This is a genomic window from Stenotrophomonas mori (genome assembly GCF_023556335.1).
In the GTDB taxonomy this organism is placed as follows: Bacteria; Pseudomonadota; Gammaproteobacteria; order Xanthomonadales; family Xanthomonadaceae; genus Stenotrophomonas; species Stenotrophomonas mori.
The window spans coordinates 1,029,422-1,054,175 of the sequence record NZ_JAIKTS010000001.1 but is presented as its reverse complement, the minus strand read 5'-3'; the positions used below and the strand labels follow the sequence as shown (position 1 = coordinate 1,054,175).

The window sequence follows — 24,754 nt, the reverse complement described above, 5'->3', positions numbered from 1 at the left end:
GCCATCCTTTGCCGATCTGAACACGTTGACCGGAGAATTCACCGCATGTCCGACATGGCACTGTTGCGCATCGGCATCCTGGCGGCCGGCCTGCTGCTGATCGCGGCGATCTTCCTGTTCGGCCGGCCAAGGAAGCCGGCCCAGGGGTTGCGCCGCGACGCCGCCGAGACCGGCGACCGCCCGCGCCGCGAGCCGACCCTGGGCAGCGAGGCCGGCGACAGTGGCGCGGGGGGGGAGGCCGGCGAGGCCGCGGACGCGGATGTCACCCAGCCCGAGCTGGCGCTGCCGGAGGCGGAGGGCGCGGCGGGCAGCGAGGTGGGCCGCCGTACCAGCCAGGAATTCGACAAGATCGTCTCGCTGTACGTGGCCGCCCGCGCCGGCCTGTCGCTGCGCGGCGAGGACATCGTGGTCGCCGCGGAAAAGACCGGGCTGGTGTTCGGCTACATGAACGTGTTCCACCGGCTGGTGGAGGGGTACCCGGAACGGGGGCCGATCTTCAGCATGGCCAGCATCATGAAGCCGGGCAGTTTCGACATGGCCAACATCCGCAAGATGGAGACCCCGGCGATCGCGTTCTTCCTGACCCTGCCGGCACCGATGACCGCATTGGACGCCTGGGAAAAGATGCTGCCGACCGTGCAGCGCATGGCCGAGCTGCTCGACGGCGTGGTCCTGGACGACAGCCGCAACGCCCTGGGCCGGCAGCGCATCGCCCACATCCGCGACGAACTGCGCGCCTACGACCGCCAGCACCAGGCACCGCCGCTGACCAAGCCCCCGCGCTGGTAGGTTCCACCGCCGCCTTGTAGAGCGGGGCCGCGCCCCGCTGCGGCTTCACCGGTAACCCCCCGCCGGGCAGGGCCCGGCGCTACAGCACACCGCCGTCTTGTAGAGCGGGGCTACGCCCCGCTGCGGCTTCACCGGGAAATCCCCACCGGGCCCGGCCCGGCGCTACAGCACATCGCCGTCTTGTAGAGCGGGGCCGCGCGCCGCTGCGGCTTCACCGGCAAATCCCCGCCGGGCACGGCCCGGTGCTACAGCACATCACCGTCTTGTAGAGCGGGGCCCCACCCCGCTGCGGCTTCGCCGGCAAACCCCCGCCGGGCACGGCCCGGCGCTACAGCACATCACCATCTTGTAGAGCGGGGCCGCGCCCCGCTGCGGCTTCGCCAGGAAATCCCCGCCGGGCACGGCCCGGCGCTGCAGCTTGCGCGGCTCCGTGGAGCCGCAGCGTTACCGGCGCATTCGCCACCGCATCGCACGGTGCAGGCGTCCGCGCGGGTAAAATCCGTGCATGACTTCCGACGCCATCGCCCGTCAGCGCATCGACGCACTCCGCCAGCAGCTGGCCACGGCCGCGCAGGCCTACCACGAGCGCGACGAGCAACTGATCCCCGACGCCGAGTACGACCGCCTGATGCGCGAGCTGGAGGCGCTGGAGGCGGCGCATCCCGGCCTGGACCGCGCCGACTCGCCCAGCCACCAGGTGGGCGGGCGGCCGTCTTCGCGCTTCCCCGAGGTGGTGCATGCAATGCCGATGCTGTCGCTGGGCAATGCCTTCAGCGACGAGGAGGTGCGCGATTTCGTGCGCCGCATCGACGAGCGCCTGCAGCGCGGGCAGCTGCTGTTCTCCGCCGAGCCCAAGCTCGACGGCCTGGCGATCAGCCTGCGCTACGAGGACGGCGTGTTCGTGCAGGGGGCGACCCGCGGCGACGGCGCCACCGGCGAGGATGTCACCGCCAATCTGCGCCGGATCAAGGCGATTCCCGACCGGCTCGACGGCAACGGCTGGCCGGCGGTGCTGGAAGTGCGCGGCGAGGTCTACATGCCGCGCGCCGACTTCGAGCGCTACAACGCCCAGGCACGGCTGCACGGTGGCAAGGTGCTGGCCAACCCGCGCAATGGCGCGGCCGGGTCGCTGCGCCAGCTCGACCCCAAGGTCAGTGCGCAGCGGCCGTTGAGCTTCTATGCCTACGGGACCGGCGAGGTGGACGGCGGCGAGCTGCCGTCGACGCACTCGGCGACGCTGGCGCGGCTGGCGCAGTGGGGCTTCCCGGTCAGCGACCTGTGCCGGGTGGTCGAGGGGGCCGATGGCCTGCTCGACTACTACCGCGACATCGGTGCCCGCCGCGACGGGCTGGCCTTCGACATCGACGGCGTGGTCTACAAGCTCGACGACCGCGACGGCCAGCATGCGATGGGGTTCGTCGCGCGCGCTCCGCGCTGGGCGGTCGCGCACAAGTTCCCGGCGCAGGAGCAGACCACGACGGTGGAGGCGATCGGCATCCAGATCGGCCGCACCGGCGCGGCCACGCCGGTGGCGCGGCTGCAGCCGGTGCAGGTGGCCGGGGTGACCGTGACCAACGCCACCCTGCACAACGCCGACCAGATCGCGCGGCTGGACGTGCGGGTGGGCGACACGGTGATCGTGCGTCGTGCCGGCGACGTCATTCCCGAGGTGGTCAGCGTCATCGTCGACCGACGTCCCGACGGAAGCCGGCCCTGGGTGATGCCGCAGGCCTGCCCGGTATGCGGCGCGGAGATCGTGCGCGAGGAGGGCGCGGCGGTCTGGCGCTGCTCCGGCGAGCTGAGCTGCCCGGCGCAGCGCAAGGAGGCCATCGCCCATTTCGCGTCGCGCCGGGCGATGGACATCGACGGCCTGGGCGACCGCTACATCGAGACCCTGGTCGACGCCGGCATCGTCCGCGGCGTCGCCGACCTGTATCGCCTGCAGCGCGACACGCTGTTGCTGCTCAAGCTGGCGCTGGATGCGGCCGACCCGTCCGCGCTGGCCAGCGCGGTGGCCCCGCACCTGCCCGCCGACACCAGCGGCGCCTGGCTCAATGCGGTGCTGAAGCTGGACGCGGCGGCCGACGGCTGGCGCGCGCAGGTGCTGGCGCTGCCGGCGACGTTCGCCTGGAACCCGAAGAAGATCGCCACCCGCTGGGCCGACAACCTGATCGCCGCCATCGACGCCAGCCGCGATGCCACGCTGGAACGGCTGCTGTTCGCACTGGGCATCGAGCATGTCGGTGAAAGCACCGCCAAGGCGCTGGCGCACTGGTTCGGCGACCTGGAGCTGATCCGCCGGTTGCCGTGGCCGCTGTTCAAACGGGTGCCCGACATCGGGGGCGAGGTGGCGCGCTCGCTTGGCCACTTCTTCGAACAGGACGGCAACCAGCAGGCCATCGACGCCCTGCTGCAGGTGGGGCAGGTGCGCATCGGCGACGCCCACCCGCCGTCGTCGCGCCTGCATGAGGGGCTGGACCTGGCGCAGCTGCTGGTCGAGGCCGAGATTCCCGGCATCACCCGCCTGCGCGCCGAGAAGCTGGTGGCGGTGCTGCCGTCGGCGGCGCAGATCCTCGACGCCGAGCCCGCGTGCTTCATCGCCGCCGGCCTGCCCGAGGACACCGCCCGCGGGCTGACGGAGTGGCTGGACGGCGACGGCCACGGCCAGCTGCTGCTCAGCGGTGAAACGTGGATGCGGCGGCTGCTGGAGCGGACGCCGGCCCAGGCCGCGCAGCCGGCCGGGCCGCTGGACGGGCAGACCGTGGTGCTGACCGGCACGCTGTCGGGACTCACCCGCGACGCCGCCAAGGCGCGGCTGGAGGCGCTGGGCGCCAAGGTCGCCGGCAGCGTGTCGAAGAAGACCGCCTTCGTGGTCGCCGGCAGCGATGCCGGATCCAAACTGGACAAGGCCACCGCGCTGGGCGTGGCGGTCTGGGACGAAGCCCGCCTGCTGACCTTCCTCGCCGAACACGGACATCAGCCATGAGCCTGCGCTTTCGACTCGCCATACCCGAAGACCTGCCGCGGCTGCTGGCCATGGTCCGGGCGTTCTACGCCGAGGACCGTATCGCCTACGACCCGGCGCTGGTGGAGCCGGGGCTGCGCACGCTGCTGGCCGAGCCGGCCTGCGGGGCGGCCCTGCTGCTGGAGAGCGACGACCTGGCCGAGGCCGGCTACATCGCCCTGGGCTGGTGCTTCAGCGTGGAGCAGGGCGGCCGCTTCGTGCTGCTGGACGAGCTGTACCTGGCGCCGGCCGCGCGCGGCCGCGGCTGGGGCCGGCAGGCGCTGGCGCTGGCGCGCGACTGGGCGATCGTGGCGGGCGCCAGCGTGATGCGGCTGGAGGTCAACCACCACAATGCCCGGGCCAAGGCGCTGTACCTGTCGGCCGGCTACCGGGACGACGCGCGTGACATCCTGACCTTGCCGCTGGCCGCCACGCCGAAGGGGCTGCATCCATGAAAAAACGGCAGGACCGGCGTTTTTCGTGGCAAAACGGCCTGGGGCAGGCTCCGGCACCTGCACGGCCGGCATTCCCGCCCGTCCTGGCGGGCGGGGGTGCGCGATGATCGCGGCGCTGCAGCGGCGGGCGCGCCTGAATGCCCTGATCCGCGATTTCTTCGCCCGCCGCGACGTACTGGAAGTGGAAACGCCGATCTTGTCGGCGGCCGGCAACACCGAGCCGAACATCGAGGGTTTCCAGACCCGCTTCAGTGGCCATGTCGATGCCGGAGCGCCACTGCGCTGGCTGCGCACCTCGCCCGAGTACCCGCTCAAGCGCCTGCTCGCCGCCGGCGTCGGCGACTGCTACGAACTGGGCCGGGTATTCCGCAACGGCGAGGCCGGCGGCCGCCACAACCCCGAGTTCACCATGCTCGAGTGGTACCGGGTCGGCTGGGACCACCATCGCCTGATCGACGAGACGGTCGAGCTGGTGCGGGTGGCACTGGCGATGGCCGGCCGCGCGGCGTCGCTGCAGGTGCTGACCTACCGCGAGCTGTTCACCGGTGCCCTCGGCGTGGATCCGTTCACCGCCGACGAGGCCTCGTTGCGCGCCCCGTTGACCGGTGTCCGCATCCAGCCCGATGGGCTCACCCGCGACGACTGGCTGGACCTGCTGATGACCCACCGCATCCAGCCACTGTTCCCGGCCGACCGCATCACCGTCATCCACGACTGGCCGGCCACGCAGGCCGCCCTGGCCCGGATCCGGCCGGGCGAGCCGCCGCTGGCCGAGCGTTTCGAGCTCTACCTGGGCGCGGTGGAGCTGGCCAACGGCTACCACGAGCTCACCGACGCGGACGAGCAGCGCGGCCGCTTCCAGCGCGACCTCGCGGTGCGCGCCGCGCGCGGCGACGTGCAACCGCCGCTGGACGAGGCGTTCCTGGCAGCGCTGCCGGCGCTGCCGGCCTGCGCCGGGGTGGCGGTGGGCGTGGACCGGCTGCTGATGGCGCTGGACGGCACCGCGCGCATCGCCGACGTGCTGGCGTTCGACTTCGCCCATGCCTGACGGCGGCGCACCGGCAGCCTGCGGCCCGCTGCTCCGCCGGCTTGCCTGCATGGCCGGGATGATGCTCTGATCACACAGGCGGGCGCAGTATCGGCGCCTGCGCGTTCGCTCGGGTTGCGCTGTGGGAGGGTCGGATGAAGGGTGTGTACGGCCTGCTGCTGGGGATGCTCCCGATGCTGGCACTGGCCGGGCGCGGCGATGCGCCGCCGGCGGAGGCGCGCTGGGTACGCTGCGGTGCCGACGGCAACGGGCGCGCGCACTGCGCGCTGGACGTGTCCAGCGGCGTGCAGCTGGTGCGCCAGCTGTCCACCCAGAGCTGCATCCGCGAGACCAGCTGGGGCGTGGAGGAGGGCGGCATCTGGGTCAGCCGCGGCTGCGAGGCCGAGTTCGCCAGCGAGCGCCCGCCGGCCCGGCGCCAGGCCCGGCGGATGGTGCGTTGCGAGTCCAAGGGACGCCTGGTCACCTGCCCGGTGCTGCTGCGTGGCGCCGCGGTGCGGCTGATCCGCCAGCAGTCGCTGCTGCCGTGCCGGGAGGGGCGGACCTGGGGCTACGGGCGCAACGAGATCTGGGTGAGCCGCGGCTGCCAGGGGCAGTTCGAGGTCGCCGCCGAGGATGGCTCCGGCTTCGTCGACATTCCGCGCCAGGTGGTCTGTGAATCCAAGGGCGAGATGCGCCGTGAATGCGGGGTCAGCGTCGAACGCCGGGTCACCCTGGCCAGGCAGCTGTCCAACGCCGCCTGCGAAGAGGGCCGCAGTTGGGGGTGGGACCGTACCGGCATCTGGGTGGACAAGGGGTGCCGCGCCGAGTTCTCCGCCGACTGAGCGCCGCGCCGATACAATGGCGCGATGAACGCAGATCCCACCCTCGATTACGCCCGTTACGACCATATCCGCCCGATCCGCTGGACCGGCGACGCGCTTGAGCTGCTGGACCAGCGCCGGCTGCCGTTCGTCGTCGAGCAGGTGCTGTGCACCGACAGCGATGCCGTCGCCGAGGCCATCCATGCGCTGACGGTGCGCGGTGCACCGGCCATCGGCATCGCCGCCGCCTGGGGCGCGGTGCTGGCCGCGCGTGACGTCCAGGCCGACGATGGCGCGGCCGCGCTGCGGGCGCTGGAACCGGCGCTGGCGCGGCTGAATGCCGCGCGCCCGACCGCCGTGAACCTGGCCTGGGCGCTGGCGCGCATGCGCGCGGTGCTCGCCGCCGCCGGCGGCGACTGGCGGCAGGTGCTGGCGCGCGAGGCCCAGGCCATCGCCGACGAGGACCTGGCCGCCAACCGCCGCATGGGCACGCTGGGCGCCGGCCTGATCGCGCCCGGCAGCGGCGTACTGACCCATTGCAACACCGGTTCGCTGGCCACCGCCGGCTTCGGCACCGCGCTGGGGGTGATCCGCGCGGGCCGGGCGCAGGGGCGCATCGCGCAGGTCTACGCCGGCGAGACCCGGCCCTGGCTGCAGGGCGCGCGCCTGACCGTGTGGGAGCTGCAGCAGGACGGCATCGACGCCACCCTGATCGCCGACTCGGCCGCCGCGCACCTGATGAAGACCGGCGCGGTGCAGTGGGTGATCGTCGGCGCCGACCGCATCTGCGCCAATGGCGACACCGCCAACAAGATCGGCACTTACCAGCTGGCCATCGCGGCCCGCCATCACGGTGTGAAGGTCATGGTCGTGGCGCCGTCCTCGACGGTGGACATGGCGACCGCCGACGGCGGCCTGATCGAGATCGAGCAGCGCGACCCGGGCGAGCTGTTCGGGGTCGGCGGCACCCGCACCGTGGCCGAGGGCATCGCTGCCTGGAACCCGGTGTTCGACGTCACGCCGGGGACGCTGATCGACGCCATCGTCACCGAGCGCGGGGTGATCGCCGCGCCGGACCGGGCATCGATGCAGGCCGCGTTCGGTGGCTGAATGGGCGCTGCTCCACGGTCCCGCAGGGGCAGCCCCCCGCGCGCTCCGGAGGCGGCCGTCGACGCCCCCTCCGGATGGCCTAAGTAGCTGATTTGCTCGGTTAAAAATCCCGCTCCCGGAAGCGGGAAAGGGCGCCGTGTGGTAAACTCCCGCACTTGATCGGGCCTGTGCCATGGCCGCACCGAAAGGCGGCTGGCACCGCTCCGGACCGCTACCAGAATACGGAATCCGAATGGCAGAAACCGCCAAGGAAATCATCCAGGTCAACCTGGAAGACGAGATGCGCAAGAGCTACCTCGATTACGCCATGAGCGTGATCGTGGGACGTGCGCTCCCAGACGCCCGTGACGGCCTCAAGCCGGTCCACCGCCGCGTGCTCTACGCGATGCAGGAGCTGGGCGCGCACGCCAACAAGCCGTACTACAAGTCGGCGCGCATCGTCGGCGACGTCATCGGCAAGTACCACCCGCACGGCGACAGCGCGGTCTACGACACGCTGGTGCGCATGGCGCAGCCGTTCTCGCTGCGCTACATGCAGATCGACGGCCAGGGCAACTTCGGTTCGGTCGACGGCGACAGCCCGGCGGCCATGCGCTACACCGAGTCGCGCCTGTCGCGGATCAGCCACGAGATGCTGGCCGACATCGACAAGGAAACCGTCGACTTCCAGCCCAACTACGACGAGAAGGAACTGGAGCCGACGGTCCTGCCGACGCGCTTCCCGAACCTGCTGGTCAACGGCTCGGCCGGCATCGCGGTGGGCATGGCGACGAACATCCCGCCGCACAACCTCACCGAGTCGATCAACGCCTGCATCGCGCTGATCGATGACCCGTCGATCGACGTCGACGGGCTGATGGAATACATCCCCGGTCCGGACTTCCCGACCGCGGGCATCATCAACGGCACCGCCGGCATCATCGCCGGCTACCGCACCGGCCGCGGCCGCGTGCGCATCCGCGCCAAGGCCGAGGTCGAGGTGGCCGACAACGGCCGCGAATCGATCATCGTCACCGAGATCCCCTACCAGGTGAACAAGGCGCGGCTGATCGAGAAGATCGCCGAGCTGGTCAAGGAAAAGAAGCTCGAGGGCATCAGCGAGCTGCGCGACGAGTCCGACAAGGACGGCATGCGCATCTACATCGAGGTCAAGCGCGGCGAGTCGGCCGAGGTCGTGCTCAACAACCTCTACCAGCAGACCCAGATGGAGTCGGTGTTCGGCATCAACATGGTGGCGCTGGTCGACGGCCGCCCCAGGCTGATGAACCTCAAGGAGATGCTGGAGGCGTTCGTCCGCCATCGCCGCGAGGTCGTCACCCGCCGCACCATCTTCGAACTGCGCAAGGCGCGCGCGCGCGCGCACGTGCTCGAAGGCCTGACCGTCGCGCTGGCCAACATCGACGAGATGATCGAGCTGATCAAGACCTCGGCCAACCCGGTCGAGGCCAGGGAGCGGATGCTGGCCAAGGTCTGGCAGCCGGGCCTGGTCGGCGCGCTGCTGGGCGCGGCCGGGGCCGAGGCCTCGCGCCCCGAGGACCTGCCGCGCGGCGTGGGCCTGGTCGACGGCAGCTACCAGCTGTCCGAGGTGCAGGCCACGCAGATCCTGGAGATGCGCCTGCATCGCCTCACCGGCCTGGAGCAGGACAAGCTCACCGAGGAATACCGGCAGCTGCTGGAAACCATCGCCGGGCTGATCCGCATCCTGGAGAACCCGGACGTGCTGCTGCAGGTGATCCGCGAGGAGCTGGAGAGCGTGCGCGCCGAATACGGCGACGAACGCCGCACCGAGATCCGCCACAGCGAGGAGGACCTGGACATCCTCGACCTGATCGCGCCGGAAGAGGTGGTGGTGACGCTGTCGCGCGCCGGTTACGTCAAGCGCCAGCCGGTGTCCGCCTACCGCGCGCAGCGGCGCGGCGGGCGCGGGCGCAGTGCGGCGGCGACCAAGGACGAGGATTCGATCGAGCAGCTGTGGCTGGTCAACACCCATGACACGCTGCTGACCTTCACCAGCTCCGGCAAGGTGTTCTGGCTGCCGGTGTACCAGCTGCCGGAAGCCGGTTCCAATGCCCGCGGCCGGCCGATCATCAACTGGATCGCGCTGGAGAGCGGCGAGCGCGTGCAGGCGGTGCTGCCGGTGCGCGACTACGACGGCGGGAACTTCGTGTTCTTCGCCACCCGCCACGGCACCGTCAAGAAGACCCCGTTGAGCGAGTTCGCCTACCGCCTGGCGCGCGGCAAGATCGCCATCAACCTCGACGAGGGCGACGCCCTGGTCGGCGTCGGCCTGACCGACGGCCAGCGCGACGTGCTGCTGTTCGCCTCCGATGGCAAGACGGTACGCTTCGGCGAGGAGCGGGTGCGCTCGATGGGCCGCACCGCGACCGGCGTGCGCGGCATCCGCCTGGGCGAGGGCGAAGAGGTGGTCAGCCTGATCGTGGCCGAGAGCGCCGGCGGGGTCGAGGACGACAGCGACGACGACCACGGCATCGAGGAGCAGGCGGGCGAGTCCGTCGAGTCCGCCGATGCCGAGGCGGGCGACGAGGCCGGCGCGCACTACATCCTCACCGCGACCGAGAACGGCTACGGCAAGCGCACGCCGCTGGCGGACTATCCGCGCAAGGGCCGTGGCACCCGCGGGGTGATCGGCATCCAGACCAGCGAGCGCAACGGCAAGCTGGTCAGTGCGGTGCTGCTGGGCATGGGGGATGAGGTGCTGCTGATTTCCGATGGCGGCACCCTGGTGCGCACCCGCGGTTCGGAAATCTCGCGGGTGGGCCGCAACACCCAGGGCGTGACCCTGATCCGCCTGTCCAAGGGCGAGAAGCTGCAGGCCGTCGAGCGCCTGGATGCTTCGCTGCAGTCCGCCGACGAGGCGGATGAGGACGGGCAGGGCATCGGCACCGCCGAGGGCCTGGAGGCGGCTCCGGACGCTTGAGGCACCAGCCCCTGCCGACAGGCAACGATAAAGGCGCCGGCGTGAGCCGGCGCCTTTTTTGTGGATCGCGCGCAGGCCGGGCGGGGGTGGTGGCCGGTCTCGCGTACCCGGGTTCCCGCGGCTGGCGGCGCTGTGCTCCAGGCAAAAAAAAGCAGCAGGCAAAGCCTGCTGCTCGATGCAATGGCGCGCCCGGAGAGATTCGAACTCCCGACCGCCTGGTTCGTAGCCAGGTACTCTATCCAACTGAGCTACGGGCGCGTGTTGCCTGATTGTTCTGACGGGGAACACCGCAGATGCGGTGGTTCCAAACTGGCGCGCCCGGAGAGATTCGAACTCCCGACCGCCTGGTTCGTAGCCAGGTACTCTATCCAACTGAGCTACGGGCGCGTCGTCAGGAGCGGAATTATGCGCATAAGCGGCACAAGCGTCAACGCCTTTGTGAAATTATCCTGCGGATCTCATCGAACCAGGCTGTCCGCCACCACGCCGGGTGTCTTCATCCACGCAAAATGGTCCGCGCGCGTGCCGAGCTCGCTGCTGGACAGGACCCGCGTCCGCGCCTGCGCCGCGGGCAGCTTCGACAGCAGGTGGCGCAGCGAGCCGGCCGGGGCCAGCCAGTCGGCCTCGAACAGCACCGCCTCCACCGGCAGCACCGCGCGGCGCATCGCCGCCTCCAGGTCCACGTCCAGCCCGGCGGCGGCGTACCGGCCGCTCAGGCCGACGCCGGCCCAGTCGCGGATCAATCCGCGGGCTTCGCTTCCGCCGAAGCCGAGCCGGCGCCCGGGCAACGCGCCGCAGCGCCGGGCCAGCCAGGGCAGGAAGCGATAGGCCGGCGGCAACAGCCAGCGCCGCGGCGCGGGAAATCCGCGCCACCAGGGGCTGCCGCTGGCGACCAGCCAGAGGCCATCGAACGCGTCGGGATGCAGGCCGGCCAGGCAGCACGCCAGCTGGCCGCCCAGGCTGTGGCCGCCAAGCTGCAGCGGCAGGCCATCGCTGGCTGCACGGACGGCGGCCTCGGCTGCGGGAAGGTCGTGCCGCAGCAGTTCGCGGTAGCCCCAGTCGCAGTCATGGCCGGCGCGCTGGCCGCTGCTGCCGAGGCCGCGCCATTCATGGATGAACACGGCGATCCCGCGCGCGGCCAGTGCATCGGCCAGGGGCAGATAATGGCGGGCGGCGACGCCCAGCGCCGGCAGCCACAGCACGGCGGCGCGTGCGTGCGCCGGATGCCGCGCGAGCAGTTCGAAACGGTGCCCGTCGGCCGCGGTGACGGCGAGGGCGCGCGGCGCGTTCATGCCGGTGCGGCAGCGCCGAAGTGGTCGAGCACCATCACGTCGCTGCGCCCGGGCAGGTAGCCGCCGCGCAGCCCGCGGGCGACGTAGTCGATGGCGGCGGCGCAGGCATCGGGCATCGCCAGGCCGCGGCACAGTTGCGCGGCGATCGCCGAGGCCAGCGTGCAGCCGGTGCCGTGTGCGTCCACCGGCAGGCGGACGTGGCTGAAGGCGTCGCTGGCGATGCCGTCGCTGTAGCGGTCGATGACGCGTTCGCCTTCGGTCAGGTGCCCGCCCTTGAGCAGCACCGCGCGCGGGCCCAGCTGCAGGAGGTCGGCGATGGCGCGCTCGGCGCCGGCGGCATCGGTGATGCGCCGGCCGAGCAGCAGCTCGGCTTCGGGAGTGTTGGGGGTGAGCAGGGTGGCCAGCGGCAGCAGCCGCTCGCGCAGGGCGCGCAGGGCGTCGTCCTGCAGCAGCTTGGCGCCGCTGGTGGCGACCATCACCGGGTCCAGCACCACCTGCGCCGGGCGGCGTCCTTCCAGCACGTCGGCGACCCGCTCGATGACGTCGGCATTGGCGAGCATGCCGAGCTTGACCGCATGGATGTCGAAGTCGTCGAAGCAGGCATCCAGCTGCGCCTGCAGGAACGCCATCGGCGGCACATGGACGGCGCTGACGCCGCGGGTGTTCTGCGCGGTCAGCGCGGCGATGGCCGACAGGCCGTGGACGCGATGGGCGGCGAAGGCCTTGAGGTCGGCCTGGATGCCGGCACCGCCGCCGGAGTCGGAGCCGGCGATGGTGAGGACGGAAACGGGCGTGGAGACGGTCATGGCCCTATTGTGCCCGGTTTCCGGCGCCGGCCGTGGCCGTCAGCGGCGGTAGAGATGGAGGTGGAGCACGTAGCCGATGCCGGTCAGGCCGGTGAGGATGGCCGGTGCCAGCAGGGCGTCGTAGCCGCTGCGCTGGAACAGCCAGGCGCCGATCACGCCGCCCACCAGGAAGCCGGTGATGATCAGGCCACTGAGCATCAGCCGCCGCACCTGCAGCGGCAGCCCGCGCAGCAGGTGACCCAGACCGATGCCCAGGTCGGTGAACATTCCGCTCAGGTGGGTGGTGCGCACCACCGCGCCGCTGAAGGTGGTGACCATGGCGTTCTGCAGCCCGCAGGCCATGGCCGCGGCCAGTGCGCCCCACAGCTGTTGCTGCCTGAACAACGGGATGGCCACGAACAGCAGCAGCGATTCCAGGGTCAGCACCACGCCGTAGCGGCGCCCGAGCACGAGCGCGCCGTCCTGCACGATCAGCCCGCTCAGCACCGCGCCCAGCGAGAACGCGATCAGCACCGCCCACAGGTGGCCGACGCTGCGCCAGTCGCCCTGCGCCAGGGCCATGCCCAGCTGGCTCGTGGCACCGGTGAGGTGGCTGACCGCCTGGTGCTCGAACCCGAGAAAGCCGACCACGTTGACCATGCCGGCGATGCAGGACAGCGCGATCGCGCCGATCCATACCCACCGTGGAAGCTGTATGCCCATGTACTGAACGGTATCACTGAGGGAGGGGACGCCTGCACGCACGTCCGGGCCGGACGCCCGGCAATACGCGCGGGCGCGCGGCGGGTTTCAGAAGCCGCCGTTGCGGGCGATGTCCGAGAACGTGCCGCTCTGCGGGTCGTAGACCGCGCCCCAGAAGCCATCGCCGCCGTCGCAGACGCGGATCGCCTCGCGGGCCGGGTTGATCCGCTCATGGTCGGGCAGGGTGAAGGCGTTGATGTAGATCAGCTGCCGGCCCTGGGCGATGAAGCCCACGTACTGGCGGCCGGAACGCGCCGGCTCGGCGATGGCCGGCTGCAGCTGCGCCAGCCGGCTTTCCAGCGCATCGATCTGCGCGCGGCCGGGCGCCCAGTAGCCGCTGACGCCGTCGGCCTGCCGGGCCGGGCTGTCGCGCGAGCAGGTGTCGAGCACCTGCGCGGCGACCAGCGGGCGCGTGACCACCCACGACTGCCCGGCCTTGAGCGCCGTCGGCACGCTGCCGGGGCGGGTGTTGGCGGGCGTGCACGCGGCCAGCGCGACCAGGCACAGGGCGAGCAGCGGAGCGGAACGGCGGGCGGTCATGGGAACTCCAGGCGCGGAACGAGGGGCGACCCTGCGATGGTAACCAGCCATCGCAGGCCGCGGTAGCGCGGTCCCGGGCCGCGACCCGGGGCCCGGGAAGGGACGCAGGCGGGTCCGGCCGTCAGAGTACTTCCGAGGCGTAGTCGGCCAGGCGCGAGCGTTCACCGCGGCGCAGGGTGATGTGCGCGCTGTGCGGCCAGTTCTTGAACCGGTCCACGGCATAGGTCAGGCCCGAGGTGGTCTCGGTCAGGTAGGGCGTGTCGATCTGCTCGACGTTGCCCAGGCAGACGATCTTGGTGCCGGGGCCGGCACGGGTGATCAGGGTCTTCATCTGCTTCGGGGTGAGGTTCTGGGCCTCGTCCAGGATCAGGTAGCGCGACAGGAAGGTGCGTCCACGCATGAAGTTCAGCGAACGGATCTTGATGCGCGAGGCGAGCAGGTCGTTGGTCGCCGCGCGTCCCCAGGCGCCGCCCTCCTGGTTGTGGGTCAGCACTTCCAGGTTGTCGGTCAGTGCGCCCATCCACGGCGTCATCTTCTCTTCCTCGGTGCCGGGCAGGAAGCCGATGTCCTCGCCGACGCTGACCGTGGCGCGGGTCATGATGATCTCGCGGTAGCGCTGGGTATCCATGGTCTGGGCCAGGCCGGCGGCCAGCGCCAGCAGGGTCTTGCCGGTGCCGGCGGTGCCGAGCAGGGTGACGAAGTCGATTTCCGGGTCCATCAGCGCGTTGAGCGCGAAGTTCTGCTCGCGGTTGCGCGCGGTGATGCCCCATACCGAGTGGCCGCCATGGCGGAAGTCGTCCACCAGGGCGAGGGTGACGCGCCCGTCGTCTTCCACGCCGGCGACCCGGAGTTCGACATCGTCCTCGCCGGGCAGGTAGGCGTACTGGTTGGGAAACCACTGCTCGTCGTCGCCAGCCTGGACCTCGTAGCAGGTGCGGCCCTTGTCGCTCCAGCTGCGCAGGTCGCCGGAATGCTTCTTCCAGAAGTCCTCCGGCAGCGCGGTGGCGCCGGTGTAGAGCAGGCTGAAGTCGTCCAGCGCGCGGTCGTTCTCGTAGTCCTCCGAATCGATCCCGGCGATGGCCGCCTTGATGCGCAGGTTGATGTCCTTGGAGACGAACACCACCGGCACGTCGGGAGACTGCTCCTTGAGCGCCAGGATCGCACCGAGGATGGCGTTGTCCGGGATCACCGCGCCGAAGCTCTTGCCGGCCTCGAAATGGCTGGTCTGGAAGTGGAGCTGCCCGACGCTCTGCGCACCGCGCAGCTGCAGCCCCTGCGGACGCTGCAGCGGCACGCCCTTGGCGATGCCGCCGATGCCGGAGGCCTCGATCAGCTCGTTGAGGAAGCGGCTCACCTGGCGGGCGTTGCGGCTGGCCTCGGAGGTGCCCTTCTTGCCGTTGTCCAGTTCCTCGATCACCTGCATCGGCAGGTAGACATCGTGTTCCTCGAACTTGAACAGCGCGGTCGGATCGTGCATCAGCACGTTGGTATCCAGCACGTAGATGCGCTTGCCTCGGGTCATCGTCGATTCCTGGTGGCGGGACAGGGTCACGCCATCGCGCCTGCGGGGCAGGGCGATGGCGCGGGTTGGAACGGGAGGCGGGTCACGTGGCGCGGGCGGCCTTCAGGGCGTCCAGCACGGCGTCGGCATGGCCGGCGACCTTGACCTTGCGCCATTCCTGCACGAGCGTGCCGTCGGGCGAGATCAGGAAGGTGCTGCGCTCGATGCCGCGCACCTGCCGGCCATACATGTTCTTCATCTTGACCACGTCGAAGGCGCTGCACAGCGCTTCGTCGGCGTCGCTGACCAGCGGGAACGCGAATCCCTGCTTGGCGCAGAAGTTGTCGTGCGAGCGGACCGAGTCGCGGGACACCCCGAACACCCGCGCGCCGGCACGCTTGAAGGCCGGCAGCAGGGCGTTGAAGTCCAGTCCTTCGGTGGTGCAGCCCGGGGTGCTGTCCTTCGGGTAGAAGTACAGCACCAGCCAGTGGCCGGCCTGGTCGGCCAGGGTGGTGGTGGTGCCGCCCGACAGGGCCAGCGGCAGTTCGAGGGTGGTGCGGTCCAGGGGGTCGCCGATGTTCATCCGATCCTTTCCAGAGCCTGGGGTGCTTGGGTTGCAAGCACATGAAATGCCGTGCACCCGTGACGGGCGCGCGAAATTCAGAACTTCATCGGATCCATGATCGCGTCCAGGTTGAGGTGGTCGCAGAATTCAAGGAAATCATCGCGCAGCGCGGCGATGTGCATGTCGGCGGGGACGCCGATGGTGATCTGTGCCGAGAACATCTCCGCGCCGGTCTGCATGGCCTGGTAGCGGGTGCTCTGCAGATTCTCGATGGTGATGCCCTGGCGGTCGAAGAAGTCGGCTAGCTGGAATAGGATGCCGGGCTTGTCGGCGGCGATGACCTCGACGATGTACGGCAGCAGGTTGGACTGCACCTGCTTGGCGGCGGTGCGGTACCAGACCAGCTTCAGGTTCTCCTCGCGCTCGAGCCGGGCCAGCATCGCCTCCAGCTTCGCCACCGCGTCCCACGAGCCGGTGGCCAGGGTGGTGACCGAGACGTCGCGGCCCACGGTGGAGAGGCGGGCGTCGACCAGGTTGCAGCCGCTGTCGGCGATGCGGCGGGTGACCGACAGCAGAGGTGATCCCGGATGCGTCGTGTAGGCGTTGATCAGGAGGTGGTTTTCGGTCGGCTGCGGCCGCGGAGAGCTGTTGGTCAAGATGGTTCCGGAATGCGCTGTGAGTCTGAACGGTATAGGCGCTGGCGCGTAAACTGGAGCCCAGCATACTTGCCCGTGCTTTCTACCGGCAAGTAACATGCGCCCGGTCACGAGCCTGCCGGCGGCAGGCGTCCCCGCCCCCGAGAACAATGGCGTTTCCCTTGTCCCTTCCCGGCCCCACCACCGCCCAGGCGACGGCCCCGGATGCCGGCGCGCGGCGGCCGTCATGGCCCGGCCCGGACGCGCGCAGGGCGGGCCCGGCGGTGCGGCCCGCGTACTTGCGGCGCTCCGCGGTTTTGTCCACTCTCGCGGTCGTCCCGGCCGGGGACCGGGCGCTGGCTGCGCCGGTTCGGCCGCTTCTTCCACCTTTCCGTCCGACGGCGATCGCCACGGTGGCGTCGGAACACTCATCCAGCCGCTGATCCTGCAGCGGCCTGAACCCGGAGATCCACCATGCGTCATTCCCGTTCCGCTGTACGCGCGCTTTCGCTGGCGCTGCTGGCCATCGCCGTCACCGCCACCGCCACCGGCTGCTTCAAGCGCGGCGCGCGCGGCGACTACGCGCTGGCGCCCGAAATGCGCCCGCTCGAGGTGCCGCCGGATCTGAACCTGCCCAATACCGCCGGGGCGTCCCAGGTGCCCGCGTTGGCCTCGGCCGCGCGTCCGGCCCAGGCCGGGGCGGGGCAGTCGGCACAGGGCGGCTTTACCGTGCAGGGCAGCCGCGACGACGTTTTCGGCCAGGTCGGCGAGGCGCTGGCCGGCATCGACGGGGTGACCATCGCCAGCCGCGCGCAGCTGCTGGGCTCCTACGACGTGGCCTACGAGGGCAGCGACTTCCTGGTGCGGGTGGTCGCGGTGGAAGCCGGCGCCTATGTGTCCGCGGTCGATCCGCGCGGCATGCCGGCCACCGACGCCGCGCCGGTCAAGCTGCTCGCGGCGCTGAAGGCCGCACTGGCGGACTGACGGCCGGGCCGGCGCCGGCTCCGGCCGGCGCGCGGACGGAAGGGAAAAAGGGCGCCGATGGCGCCCTTTTCCGTGTACTGCGCAGCTGCGCGCGGCTCAGCGTTCCAGCAGCTTGAGCTTGTCCGGCTTGCCGTCCCATTCGGCGGCGTCGGCGGGCGGGTCCTTGCGGACGGTCAGGACCGGCCAGGCCTTGGCCAGTTCGGCATTCAGGGCGACGAAGCCTTCCTGCCCGGCGGGGACGTCGTCCTCCGGGTAGATGGCGCTGACCGGGCATTCCGGTTCACACAGCGTGCAGTCGATGCACTCGTCCGGATCGATCACCAGGAAGTTCGGGCCTTCATGGAAACAGTCCACGGGGCAGACTTCGACGCAATCGGTGTGCTTGCACTTGATGCAGTTTTCGGTAACGACAAATGGCATGGCGGGGCCCGGCTTTGAACCCCGTAATTCTAGTGCAGTAAGCGCGGAGGATGGGCGCGGCTCCTGCGTGGCGGCAGCCGCGGCGGCGTCGCGGCGGACGGGGCCATGGAGCGGCGGCGCATGCCGGGGTGCGGGGCAGGGGCCCGGGCACAACGCAAGAAGCCCCGCAGGGCGGGGCTTCTGGACGTCTCAGGCGCGGTGTGGCGCTCCCTAGGGGACTCGAACCCCTGTTTTAGCCTTGAGAGGGCCACGTCCTAACCACTAGACGAAGGGAGCGTTTGGTCGCGTGAGGCGAGCGCGCTAGTATATGCACCTGTTCGCCGTCAGGCAACCTGCCGCTCCCAATCGGAATCGCCACCATCATTTCCAACGCTACTTCGCCGTTCCCCCTGCGCGTGATTCCACGCGACCAGCACACTCTTTCGCGCAAGGACATCAGTGCCAACGCGTTGCGGGTGCTGTACCGCCTGCGCGAGGCCGGGTTCGGGGCCTATCTCGTCGGTGGCGCGGTCCGCGACCTGCTGGTGGGCGGACGCCCCAAGGATTTCGACGTGGCCACCGACGCCACCCCGGAGCAGGTCCGCCAGTTGTTCCGCAACTGCAGGCTCATCGGCCGCCGCTTCCGCCTGGCGCACGTGGTGTTCGGCCGCGAGATCATCGAGGTCGCCACCTTCCGCGCCAACAGCGACGACGGCAGCGGCGACCGCGAAATGGAAAACGGCATGCTCGTGCGCGACAACGTGTACGGCACCATCGAGGACGATGCCGTCCGCCGCGACTTCACCTGCAACGCCTTGTATTACGCCATCGAGGATTTCTCGGTCCGCGACTACGTCGGCGGCTTCGACGACGTGCTGGCGCGGCGCATGAAGCTGATCGGCGACCCCGAGCAGCGCTACCGGGAAGACCCGGTGCGCATGCTGCGCGCGGTGCGCTTGGCGGCCAAGCTCGATTTCGACATCGAGCCGGCGACCGCGGCGCCGATTCCGCGGCTGGCGGGCCTGCTGGACGAGGCGGCGCCGGCGCGGCTGTTCGAGGAGGTCCTCAAGCTGTTCCTTTCCGGGCACGGCGTGGCCAGTTTCGAAGGGCTGGAGCGCCATGGCCTGCTGCCGGCGCTGTTCCCGGAGAGCGCGGCCGCGCTGAAGAGCAACCGCAGCGGTGCACTGCGCCGGTTCGTGATCGAGGGCGTGCGCAGTACCGATGCGCGGGTCGCCAACGACGAACCGGTGTCGCCGGCATTCCTGTTCGCGGTGCTGTTGTGGCCGGCCTTCTGCCGCACGCTGATCGCGCTTCAGCGCCAGGGCGTGGCGCCGGAGGAGGCGCAGCGCCGGGCGGCCGACCGGGTCACCCTGCACCAGTTGAACACGGTCGCGCTGCCGCGCCGCTTCTCGCTGCCGATGCAGGAGATCTGGCTGCTGCAGGCGCGTTTCGCCTCGCGCCAGCGCAAGCGGGTGTTCCGTACCCTGGCGCACCCGCGTTTCCGCGCCGCCTTCGACTTCCTGGTGCTGCGGCAGACCGCTTCCAGCGACCATGCGGCCGACGTGGCGTTCTGGCAGGAGATGCAGGGCGAGATGGGAGCCGGCCAGGAGGACGACGTGCTCCTGGAAGGTGGCGGCGAGGAGGCCGCACCCCGCCGTCGCCGCCGTCGGCGACGCAGCAGTACCGCCGCGGGGGAGTGACCGGCATGGTGGTGGCCGGCGTCGGCGTCGGTGCGAACCTCGGCGACGCCCCGGCGACCGTGCGTGCCGCGCTGCGCGCGCTGGCGGAGCTGCCCGGCTGCCGCCTGCGCGCCGCGTCGCGGCTGTACCGCACTCCGGCGTGGGGCGACCCGGACCAGCCGGACTTCATCAATGCCGCCGCCGCATTGGAGACCGCCTCGAGCGCGCCGGCGCTGCTGGAGCAGCTGCTGGCGGTGGAGCAGGCCTTCGGCCGCGTTCGCCTGCCTGGCGAGCGCTGGCGGCCGCGGACGCTGGACCTGGACCTGCTGCTGTACGGGGACCAGGTGGTCGACCTGCCGCAGCTGAAAGTGCCGCATCCGTTCCTGCACCAGCGCGCGTTCGCGCTGATGCCGCTGTCCGAAGTGCTGCCCGGCGCGGTCATTCCGGGGCGTGGAACCCTGGCCGACGCATTGGCGGCGGTGGAAACCTGCGGTATCGCGCCAATAGGGGGATAATGGGCGGCTCATCTCCGACCGTTATCGCCCATGAGCACGCACGCAGACAGCAAGCCCTGGACCGTCCCGACCCTGGCCGAGGCCAAGCGCGACGGCCGCAAGCTGGTGATGTTGACCGCCTATGACGCGGGGTTCGCCCGCACGTTCGACGCCAACGGCGTCGACCTGATCCTGATCGGCGATTCGCTGGGCATGGTGGTCCAGGGCCACGATTCGACCCTGCCGGTCACCGTGGCCGACATCGTCTACCACACCACCACGGTGGCCCGGGTGCTGCAGCGCGCGCTGCTGGTGGCGGACCTGCCGTTCGGTGCCGACGCCACGCCCGAGCGTGCGCTGGAGGCCTCGCTGCAGCTGCTGCGGGCGGGCGCGGAGATGGTCAAGATCGAAGGCGCGGGGTTCAAGCTGGACGTGATCCGCTACCTGGTCGAGCGCGAGATCCCGGTGTGTTCGCACCTGGGGCTGACGCCGCAGTCGGTGCTGCGCTTCGGTGGCTACAAGGTGCAGGGGCGGGGCGAGGCCGGGGACCGGCTGCGTGCCGAGGCCCGTGCGGTGGTCGAGGCCGGTGCCTCGCTGCTGGTGCTGGAGTGCCTGCCGTCGCCGCTGGCCGCGCAGATCACCGCCGAGCTGCCGATCCCGACCATCGGCATCGGCGCCGGCGCCGGCTGCGACGGCCAGGTGCTGGTGATGCACGATTTCCTGGGCCTGGACAGCGGCCACCGCCGTCCCAAGTTCGTCAAGGACTTCCTGGCCGAGGGCGGCTCGGTGGCCGGTGCTGTCCGCGCCTATGCCGACGCGGTGCGTGCCGGCACCTTCCCCGACGCGGAGCATGCGTACGCCTCATGATCCAGACCGTCACCGATCTTTCCGGCCTGCGCGCCATCGTCAATGGCTGGAAGCGCGACGGGCTGCGGGTGGGCTTCGTGCCGACCATGGGCAACCTGCATGCCGGTCACTACTCGCTGGTGGAGCTTGCCTGCCGGCAGGCCGACCGGGTGGTGTCCAGCGTGTTCGTGAACCCGACCCAGTTCGGTCCCAACGAGGACTTCACCCGGTACCCGCGGACTCCCGAGGCCGACACCAGCGGGCTGGAGCGGGCCGGCTGCGACGTGCTGTGGCTGCCCACGGTCGAATCGATGTATCCGTTCGGCGTCGAACTGGCGGCCAAGGTGCATGTGCCGGGCGTGAGCGCGCTGCTGGAGGGCGCGCACCGGCCGGGCCACTTCGACGGGGTGTGCACGGTGGTCTCGCGGCTGTTCAACCAGGTGCAGCCGGACATGGCCGCGTTCGGACGCAAGGACTACCAGCAACTGGCGGTGATCCAGCAGATGGTGGCCGACCTGGCGTTTCCGATCGAGATCGTCGGCGGCGCCATCGTGCGCGAGGACGATGGCCTGGCGATGAGTTCGCGCAACCAGTACCTGACCGCCGAGACCCGGCCGCAGGCGGCGACCATCCACCGGGTGCTGCAGGCGATGCGCGATGCCAGCCTGGCCGGCGCGCCGCGCGACCAGGTCGAGGCCACGGGCGTGGCGCAGCTGCAGGCGGCCGGGTTCCAGGTCGACTATGCGGTGGTGCGGCGGCCGGACCTCAGCGAGCCGCGCGCGGAGGATGGAGGCCCCCGCGTGGCCCTGGTGGCGGCGACGCTGGGTACGACCCGGCTGATCGACAACGTCGAGTTCTGAACAGGCACGGTCCGGGACTTCCGCTGTCCCAGATGCGGTGCTGCAAGGTCCTGGAATGGCGCCCTCGTGGCGCCATTTTCGTGTCTGGCGAGCGGGGCGCGGGCGCCCATGTTGCAGTGCGGGCAAGGCGCTTCGCCGATGCTAGACTGGCCGCCTTTCCCGCTGTGTTCCCGGCAACGCCATGCACCTTTCCCTGCTCAAGACCAAGATCCACCGCGCCACCGTCACCCATTCGGAACTGAACTACGAGGGTTCCATCGCCATCGACGGCGACCTGCTCGATGCGACCGGCATCCGCGAGTTCGAGCAGGTGCACATCTGGGACGTGACCAACGGCGCGCGCTTCTCGACCTACGCCATCCGCGCCGAGGCCGGCAGTGGCGTGATCTCGCTCAACGGCGGCGCCGCCCGCCACGTGCAGGTCGGTGACCTCATCATCGTGGCCGCCTTCGCCAGCATGAGCGAGGCCGAGGCCGACGCCTTCAAGCCCACGCTGGTCTATGTCGACGGCGACAACCGCATCACCCACACCAACCACTCCATTCCCACACAGGCCGCATGACCAAGAACAACGGATTGACCGCATTGCACGTCCACGCCCAGCGTCTGCAGGGCACCGACATTCCCTCGCTGTTGGCCGCCGAGCCGGACCGGGTTGCGACCCTGGGGCTCAGGGTCGGTCCGTTGTATGTCAATTTCGCGCGGCAGAAATACGACCGCGCCGCGCTGCAGGCGCTGCTGGCGCTGGCGGCCGAGCGCGATGTCGCCGGCGGCTTCGCGCGGCTGTTCGGGGGCGAGCGCATCAACGTCACCGAGGACCGTGCGGTGCTGCACAGCGCGCTGCGCGGGGAGGCCAGCGATGCACCGGCGGCGAAGGCCGCGCGCGCCGAGGCGGTCGCCGTGCTCGAGCGCATGGACGCCCTGGTGCGGTCGCTGGAGGCCGGCTCCGTCACCGACATCGTCAGTGTCGGCATCGGCGGTTCCGACCTCGGCCCGCGGCTGGTGGCCGATGCGCTGCGTCCGGCCAGCGGGGCGCGCTTCCGGGTGCACTTCGTGTCCAACGTCGACGGCGCGGCGATGCAGCGCACGCTGGCCTCGCTGGATCCGGCGACCACCGCCGGCATCCTCATCTCCAAGACCTTCGGCACCCAGGAAACGCTGCTCAACGGCGCGATCCTGCGCGACTGGCTGGGCGGCAGTGAGCGGTTGTACGCGGTCAGCGCCAACCCGGAGCGCGCCGCGAAGGCCTTCGACATCGCCGCCGAGCGGGTGCTGCCGATGTGGGACTGGGTCGGCGGGCGCTATTCGCTGTGGTCGGCGGTCGGGTTCCCGATCGCCCTGGCGATCGGCAGCGAGCGCTTCGCCCAGCTGCTCGCCGGCGCGGCGGACATGGACGCGCATGCGGCGAGCGCGCCGCTGGAGCGCAACCTGCCGGTGCTGCACGCGCTGACCGACATCTGGAACCGCAACGTGCTCGGCTTCACCACCCACGCGGTGATGACCTACGACCAGCGCCTGGCGCTGCTGCCGGCCTACCTGCAGCAACTGGTGATGGAAAGCCTGGGCAAGCGTGTCCAGGTGGATGGCAGCCCGGTCCAGGCCGACACCGTGCCGGTGTGGTGGGGCGGGGCGGGTACCGACGTCCAGCACAGTTTTTTCCAGGCGCTGCACCAGGGCACCAGCATCGTGCCGGCCGACTTCATCGGCTGCGTGCGCAGCGACCATCCCCATGTGCTCAACCACCAGGCGCTGCTGGCCAACCTGCTGGCGCAGACCGAGGCGCTGGCCAACGGCCAGGACAGCCAGGACCCGCACCGGCGCTACCCGGGCGGGCGGCCGAGCACCCTGATCCTGCTCGACGCCCTGACCCCGCAGGCGCTGGGCGCGCTGATCGCGATGTACGAGCATGCGGTCTACGTGCAGTCGCTGGTGTGGGGGATCAATGCCTTCGACCAGTTCGGCGTGGAGCTGGGCAAGCAGCTGGCCAACCAGCTGCTGCCGGCGTTGCAGGGGCAGACGGTGGACGTCGCCGATCCGGTGACGCGCGAGCTGCTGGCGCGACTGCGCGGCTGAGCCGCGCCGTCCGGCGCAGCGCGTCGACGCGAAAAGAACGGCCCCACGGAACGCCGCGCAGTGATGCGCGGCGTTTTTCCGTCCCGCCCCGCACGGCCGGGTAGAACGGGGCCTTGCAGGACGCGGCGTTCTCCGCCGGGTGGAGCGCGGCCTCAGCCGCCGGCGCGCCGCACCTGGCTGGGTGCCTGTCCCGTCCAGCGCTTGAACGCGCGCCGGAACTCGCGCGCGTCGTTGAAGCCCAGGTGCCCGCCGATCGCCAGGATCGTCAGCGACGGGTCGCGCAGCAGCTCCATGGCGTGCTGGGTGCGGACATGGTCGTGGACCGCGCTGAACGAGGTGCCTTCCTCGGCCAGCTGCCGGCGCAGGGTGCGTTCGCTCAAGTGCAGGATGGCGGCCATCTCCGCCATCTGCGGGTTCTCGCGCAGGCGCGGCCGCAGCTGGCTCTCCAGCGCCGCGGTGGTTTCCCCCCGTGGCCGCTGGGCGTCCAGCTGCATGCGGCACAGGGTCATGACCTGGTTGGAGGTCAGCGGGTTGTAGCTGGCGAACGGCAGCGCCAGCCAGCGCCGTTCGATCACCATCGCATGCCGGGGCTGGTCGAAGCGCACCTGGCAACCGAACAGGTCGCGGTAACGCTGGGCATAGCCGGGCGCCGGGTACCCCAGGTCCAGGCGCAGCGGGCGGAAATCGGTGCCGATCAGCTCGCGCACCAGTTTCATCACGCTGGAGAACAGCTCCTCGCACAGGAACGGCAGCAGGTCGCTGGCCTCCTCCGGGGCGCTGGCGATGGCTGCCACGCAACCGTCTTCCTGGTCGGCCAGGGCAAGGTCCATCAGCGCACCGCTGTTGCGCTGGTAGGCGATGCCGATGCGCACCGCCTCGCCGAAGTCCGGTGCGGTCTTCATGGCCAGCCCGAGCAGGCCGAAGTTGCCCAGGTTCTGCCGTTCGCCCAGGGCCAGCCCGAGGCCCTCGATGGGCAGCGCATGCAGTGCGCGGCGGACCACGGTGCTGGCCTGCCGGTAGGAAATGCGGGTCTGCGGATTGCTGATGTCCTCGGGCGCCAGCGGGGTTCCCGCCAGCCAGGTACTGCCGTCCACGCCGTGCTCGGCGGCCAGCTGCATCAGCCCGCACAGGACGTTGGTGGGTCGGTCGGCGACGGACAGGCGATCGCCGACGGCGGTGGTAGGACGCATCCCAA

23 protein-coding genes and 3 tRNA genes are annotated in these 24,754 nt (G+C 70.6%); 14 read left to right on the top strand and 12 right to left on the bottom strand.

Annotated elements, in window-relative coordinates; all coding sequences use genetic code 11:
• Positions 1 to 45 precede the first annotated feature (45 nt).
• The 7 genes from zipA to gyrA all read left to right on the top strand — a co-directional run bounded on the left by zipA (position 46) and on the right by gyrA (position 10,144).
• A complete protein-coding gene (zipA, locus tag K5L01_RS04705) occupies positions 46 to 789 on the top strand; it encodes a cell division protein ZipA (protein ID WP_250062363.1) in 744 nt (247 codons plus the stop codon).
• A 505-nt stretch (positions 790 to 1,294) separates the two neighbouring features.
• Positions 1,295 to 3,775, top strand: a complete 2,481-nt coding sequence (ligA, locus tag K5L01_RS04700) for an NAD-dependent DNA ligase LigA (protein ID WP_250062361.1) — start codon at positions 1,295 to 1,297, stop codon at positions 3,773 to 3,775.
• A complete protein-coding gene (locus K5L01_RS04695) occupies positions 3,772 to 4,248 on the top strand; it encodes a GNAT family N-acetyltransferase (RefSeq protein WP_250062359.1) in 477 nt (158 codons plus the stop codon). Before ligA ends, K5L01_RS04695 begins: the two co-directional genes overlap by 4 nt.
• Positions 4,249 to 4,351: 103 nt before the next feature.
• Entirely contained in the window at positions 4,352 to 5,296 is a 945-nt protein-coding gene (gene epmA, locus K5L01_RS04690) for an EF-P lysine aminoacylase EpmA (protein ID WP_250062357.1), read from the top strand.
• A 134-nt stretch (positions 5,297 to 5,430) separates the two neighbouring features.
• The gene (locus K5L01_RS04685) at positions 5,431 to 6,117 is read left to right on the top strand and encodes a DUF3011 domain-containing protein (protein ID WP_250062355.1); all 687 of its coding nucleotides are present in this window, start codon (positions 5,431 to 5,433) and stop codon (positions 6,115 to 6,117) included.
• Between the two features lie 24 nt (positions 6,118 to 6,141).
• The gene (gene mtnA / locus K5L01_RS04680; protein ID WP_250062353.1) at positions 6,142 to 7,206 is read left to right on the top strand and encodes an S-methyl-5-thioribose-1-phosphate isomerase; all 1,065 of its coding nucleotides are present in this window, start codon (positions 6,142 to 6,144) and stop codon (positions 7,204 to 7,206) included.
• 232 nt (positions 7,207 to 7,438) lie between these two features.
• Positions 7,439 to 10,144 (top strand): DNA gyrase subunit A, encoded by a 2,706-nt coding sequence (gene gyrA / locus K5L01_RS04675; protein ID WP_425603828.1) that lies wholly within the window; start codon positions 7,439 to 7,441, stop codon positions 10,142 to 10,144.
• Positions 10,145 to 10,325: 181 nt separating this feature from the next.
• Here gyrA and K5L01_RS04670 read toward each other — a convergent pair.
• The 9 genes from K5L01_RS04670 to K5L01_RS04630 all read right to left on the bottom strand — a co-directional run bounded on the left by K5L01_RS04670 (position 10,326) and on the right by K5L01_RS04630 (position 16,245).
• Positions 10,326 to 10,402 (bottom strand) — tRNA-Arg (locus K5L01_RS04670).
• 52 nt (positions 10,403 to 10,454) lie between these two features.
• Positions 10,455 to 10,531: transfer RNA gene (locus K5L01_RS04665), tRNA-Arg, on the bottom strand.
• Positions 10,532 to 10,602: 71 nt separating this feature from the next.
• The gene (locus K5L01_RS04660) at positions 10,603 to 11,436 is read right to left on the bottom strand and encodes an alpha/beta hydrolase family protein (protein WP_250062351.1); all 834 of its coding nucleotides are present in this window, start codon (positions 11,434 to 11,436) and stop codon (positions 10,603 to 10,605) included.
• On the bottom strand, positions 11,433 to 12,242 hold the full coding sequence (thiD, locus tag K5L01_RS04655) for a bifunctional hydroxymethylpyrimidine kinase/phosphomethylpyrimidine kinase (RefSeq protein ID WP_250062349.1): 810 nt from the start codon (positions 12,240 to 12,242) through the stop codon (positions 11,433 to 11,435). Before thiD ends, K5L01_RS04660 begins: the two co-directional genes overlap by 4 nt.
• Before the next feature lie 39 nt (positions 12,243 to 12,281).
• Positions 12,282 to 12,944: a YoaK family protein gene (locus tag K5L01_RS04650; RefSeq protein ID WP_250062347.1), complete on the bottom strand. Its 663-nt coding sequence runs from the start codon at positions 12,942 to 12,944 to the stop codon at positions 12,282 to 12,284.
• 87 nt (positions 12,945 to 13,031) lie between these two features.
• On the bottom strand, positions 13,032 to 13,523 hold the full coding sequence (locus K5L01_RS04645) for a hypothetical protein (RefSeq protein ID WP_250062346.1): 492 nt from the start codon (positions 13,521 to 13,523) through the stop codon (positions 13,032 to 13,034).
• Between the two features lie 121 nt (positions 13,524 to 13,644).
• On the bottom strand, positions 13,645 to 15,045 hold the full coding sequence (locus K5L01_RS04640; protein ID WP_250062343.1) for a PhoH family protein: 1,401 nt from the start codon (positions 15,043 to 15,045) through the stop codon (positions 13,645 to 13,647).
• A gap of 82 nt (positions 15,046 to 15,127) precedes the next feature.
• A complete protein-coding gene (locus K5L01_RS04635) occupies positions 15,128 to 15,607 on the bottom strand; it encodes a peroxiredoxin (RefSeq protein WP_250062341.1) in 480 nt (159 codons plus the stop codon).
• Positions 15,608 to 15,684: 77 nt separating this feature from the next.
• Positions 15,685 to 16,245 carry a glycine cleavage system transcriptional repressor gene (locus tag K5L01_RS04630; RefSeq protein ID WP_250062340.1) on the bottom strand — a complete coding sequence of 187 codons (561 nt, stop codon included), beginning with the start codon at positions 16,243 to 16,245 and terminating at the stop codon, positions 15,685 to 15,687.
• A gap of 453 nt (positions 16,246 to 16,698) precedes the next feature.
• On the opposite strand from K5L01_RS04630, the gene K5L01_RS04625 reads away from it, so the two are divergent.
• A complete protein-coding gene (locus tag K5L01_RS04625) occupies positions 16,699 to 17,208 on the top strand; it encodes a hypothetical protein (protein WP_250062338.1) in 510 nt (169 codons plus the stop codon).
• 96 nt (positions 17,209 to 17,304) lie between these two features.
• Here the strand turns inward: K5L01_RS04625 and fdxA are convergent, their stop codons facing one another.
• The gene (fdxA, locus tag K5L01_RS04620; RefSeq protein WP_250062336.1) at positions 17,305 to 17,628 is read right to left on the bottom strand and encodes a ferredoxin FdxA; all 324 of its coding nucleotides are present in this window, start codon (positions 17,626 to 17,628) and stop codon (positions 17,305 to 17,307) included.
• Positions 17,629 to 17,829: 201 nt separating this feature from the next.
• Positions 17,830 to 17,904: transfer RNA gene (locus K5L01_RS04615), tRNA-Glu, on the bottom strand.
• A 56-nt stretch (positions 17,905 to 17,960) separates the two neighbouring features.
• Here K5L01_RS04615 and pcnB point away from each other — a divergent pair.
• From pcnB to pgi, 6 genes are all read left to right on the top strand, one after another.
• On the top strand, positions 17,961 to 19,307 hold the full coding sequence (gene pcnB, locus K5L01_RS04610) for a polynucleotide adenylyltransferase PcnB (protein WP_250063469.1): 1,347 nt from the start codon (positions 17,961 to 17,963) through the stop codon (positions 19,305 to 19,307).
• Positions 19,308 to 19,312: 5 nt separating this feature from the next.
• On the top strand, positions 19,313 to 19,801 hold the full coding sequence (gene folK / locus K5L01_RS04605) for a 2-amino-4-hydroxy-6-hydroxymethyldihydropteridine diphosphokinase (protein ID WP_250062333.1): 489 nt from the start codon (positions 19,313 to 19,315) through the stop codon (positions 19,799 to 19,801).
• A 30-nt stretch (positions 19,802 to 19,831) separates the two neighbouring features.
• Positions 19,832 to 20,647, top strand: coding sequence for a 3-methyl-2-oxobutanoate hydroxymethyltransferase (panB, locus tag K5L01_RS04600; protein WP_250062332.1), 816 nt, complete (start codon positions 19,832 to 19,834; stop codon positions 20,645 to 20,647).
• Entirely contained in the window at positions 20,644 to 21,486 is an 843-nt protein-coding gene (gene panC, locus K5L01_RS04595; protein WP_250062331.1) for a pantoate--beta-alanine ligase, read from the top strand. The genes panB and panC overlap by 4 nt, the downstream gene beginning before the upstream one ends.
• A gap of 181 nt (positions 21,487 to 21,667) precedes the next feature.
• Positions 21,668 to 22,048 carry an aspartate 1-decarboxylase gene (gene panD, locus K5L01_RS04590; RefSeq protein WP_250062330.1) on the top strand — a complete coding sequence of 127 codons (381 nt, stop codon included), beginning with the start codon at positions 21,668 to 21,670 and terminating at the stop codon, positions 22,046 to 22,048.
• Entirely contained in the window at positions 22,045 to 23,559 is a 1,515-nt protein-coding gene (pgi, locus tag K5L01_RS04585; protein WP_250062329.1) for a glucose-6-phosphate isomerase, read from the top strand. The genes panD and pgi overlap by 4 nt, the downstream gene beginning before the upstream one ends.
• A 152-nt stretch (positions 23,560 to 23,711) precedes the next feature.
• On the opposite strand, the gene K5L01_RS04580 is transcribed toward pgi, so the two are convergent.
• The gene (locus K5L01_RS04580) at positions 23,712 to 24,749 is read right to left on the bottom strand and encodes an AraC family transcriptional regulator (RefSeq protein WP_250062328.1); all 1,038 of its coding nucleotides are present in this window, start codon (positions 24,747 to 24,749) and stop codon (positions 23,712 to 23,714) included.
• Between the last annotated feature and the right edge of the window lie 5 nt (positions 24,750 to 24,754).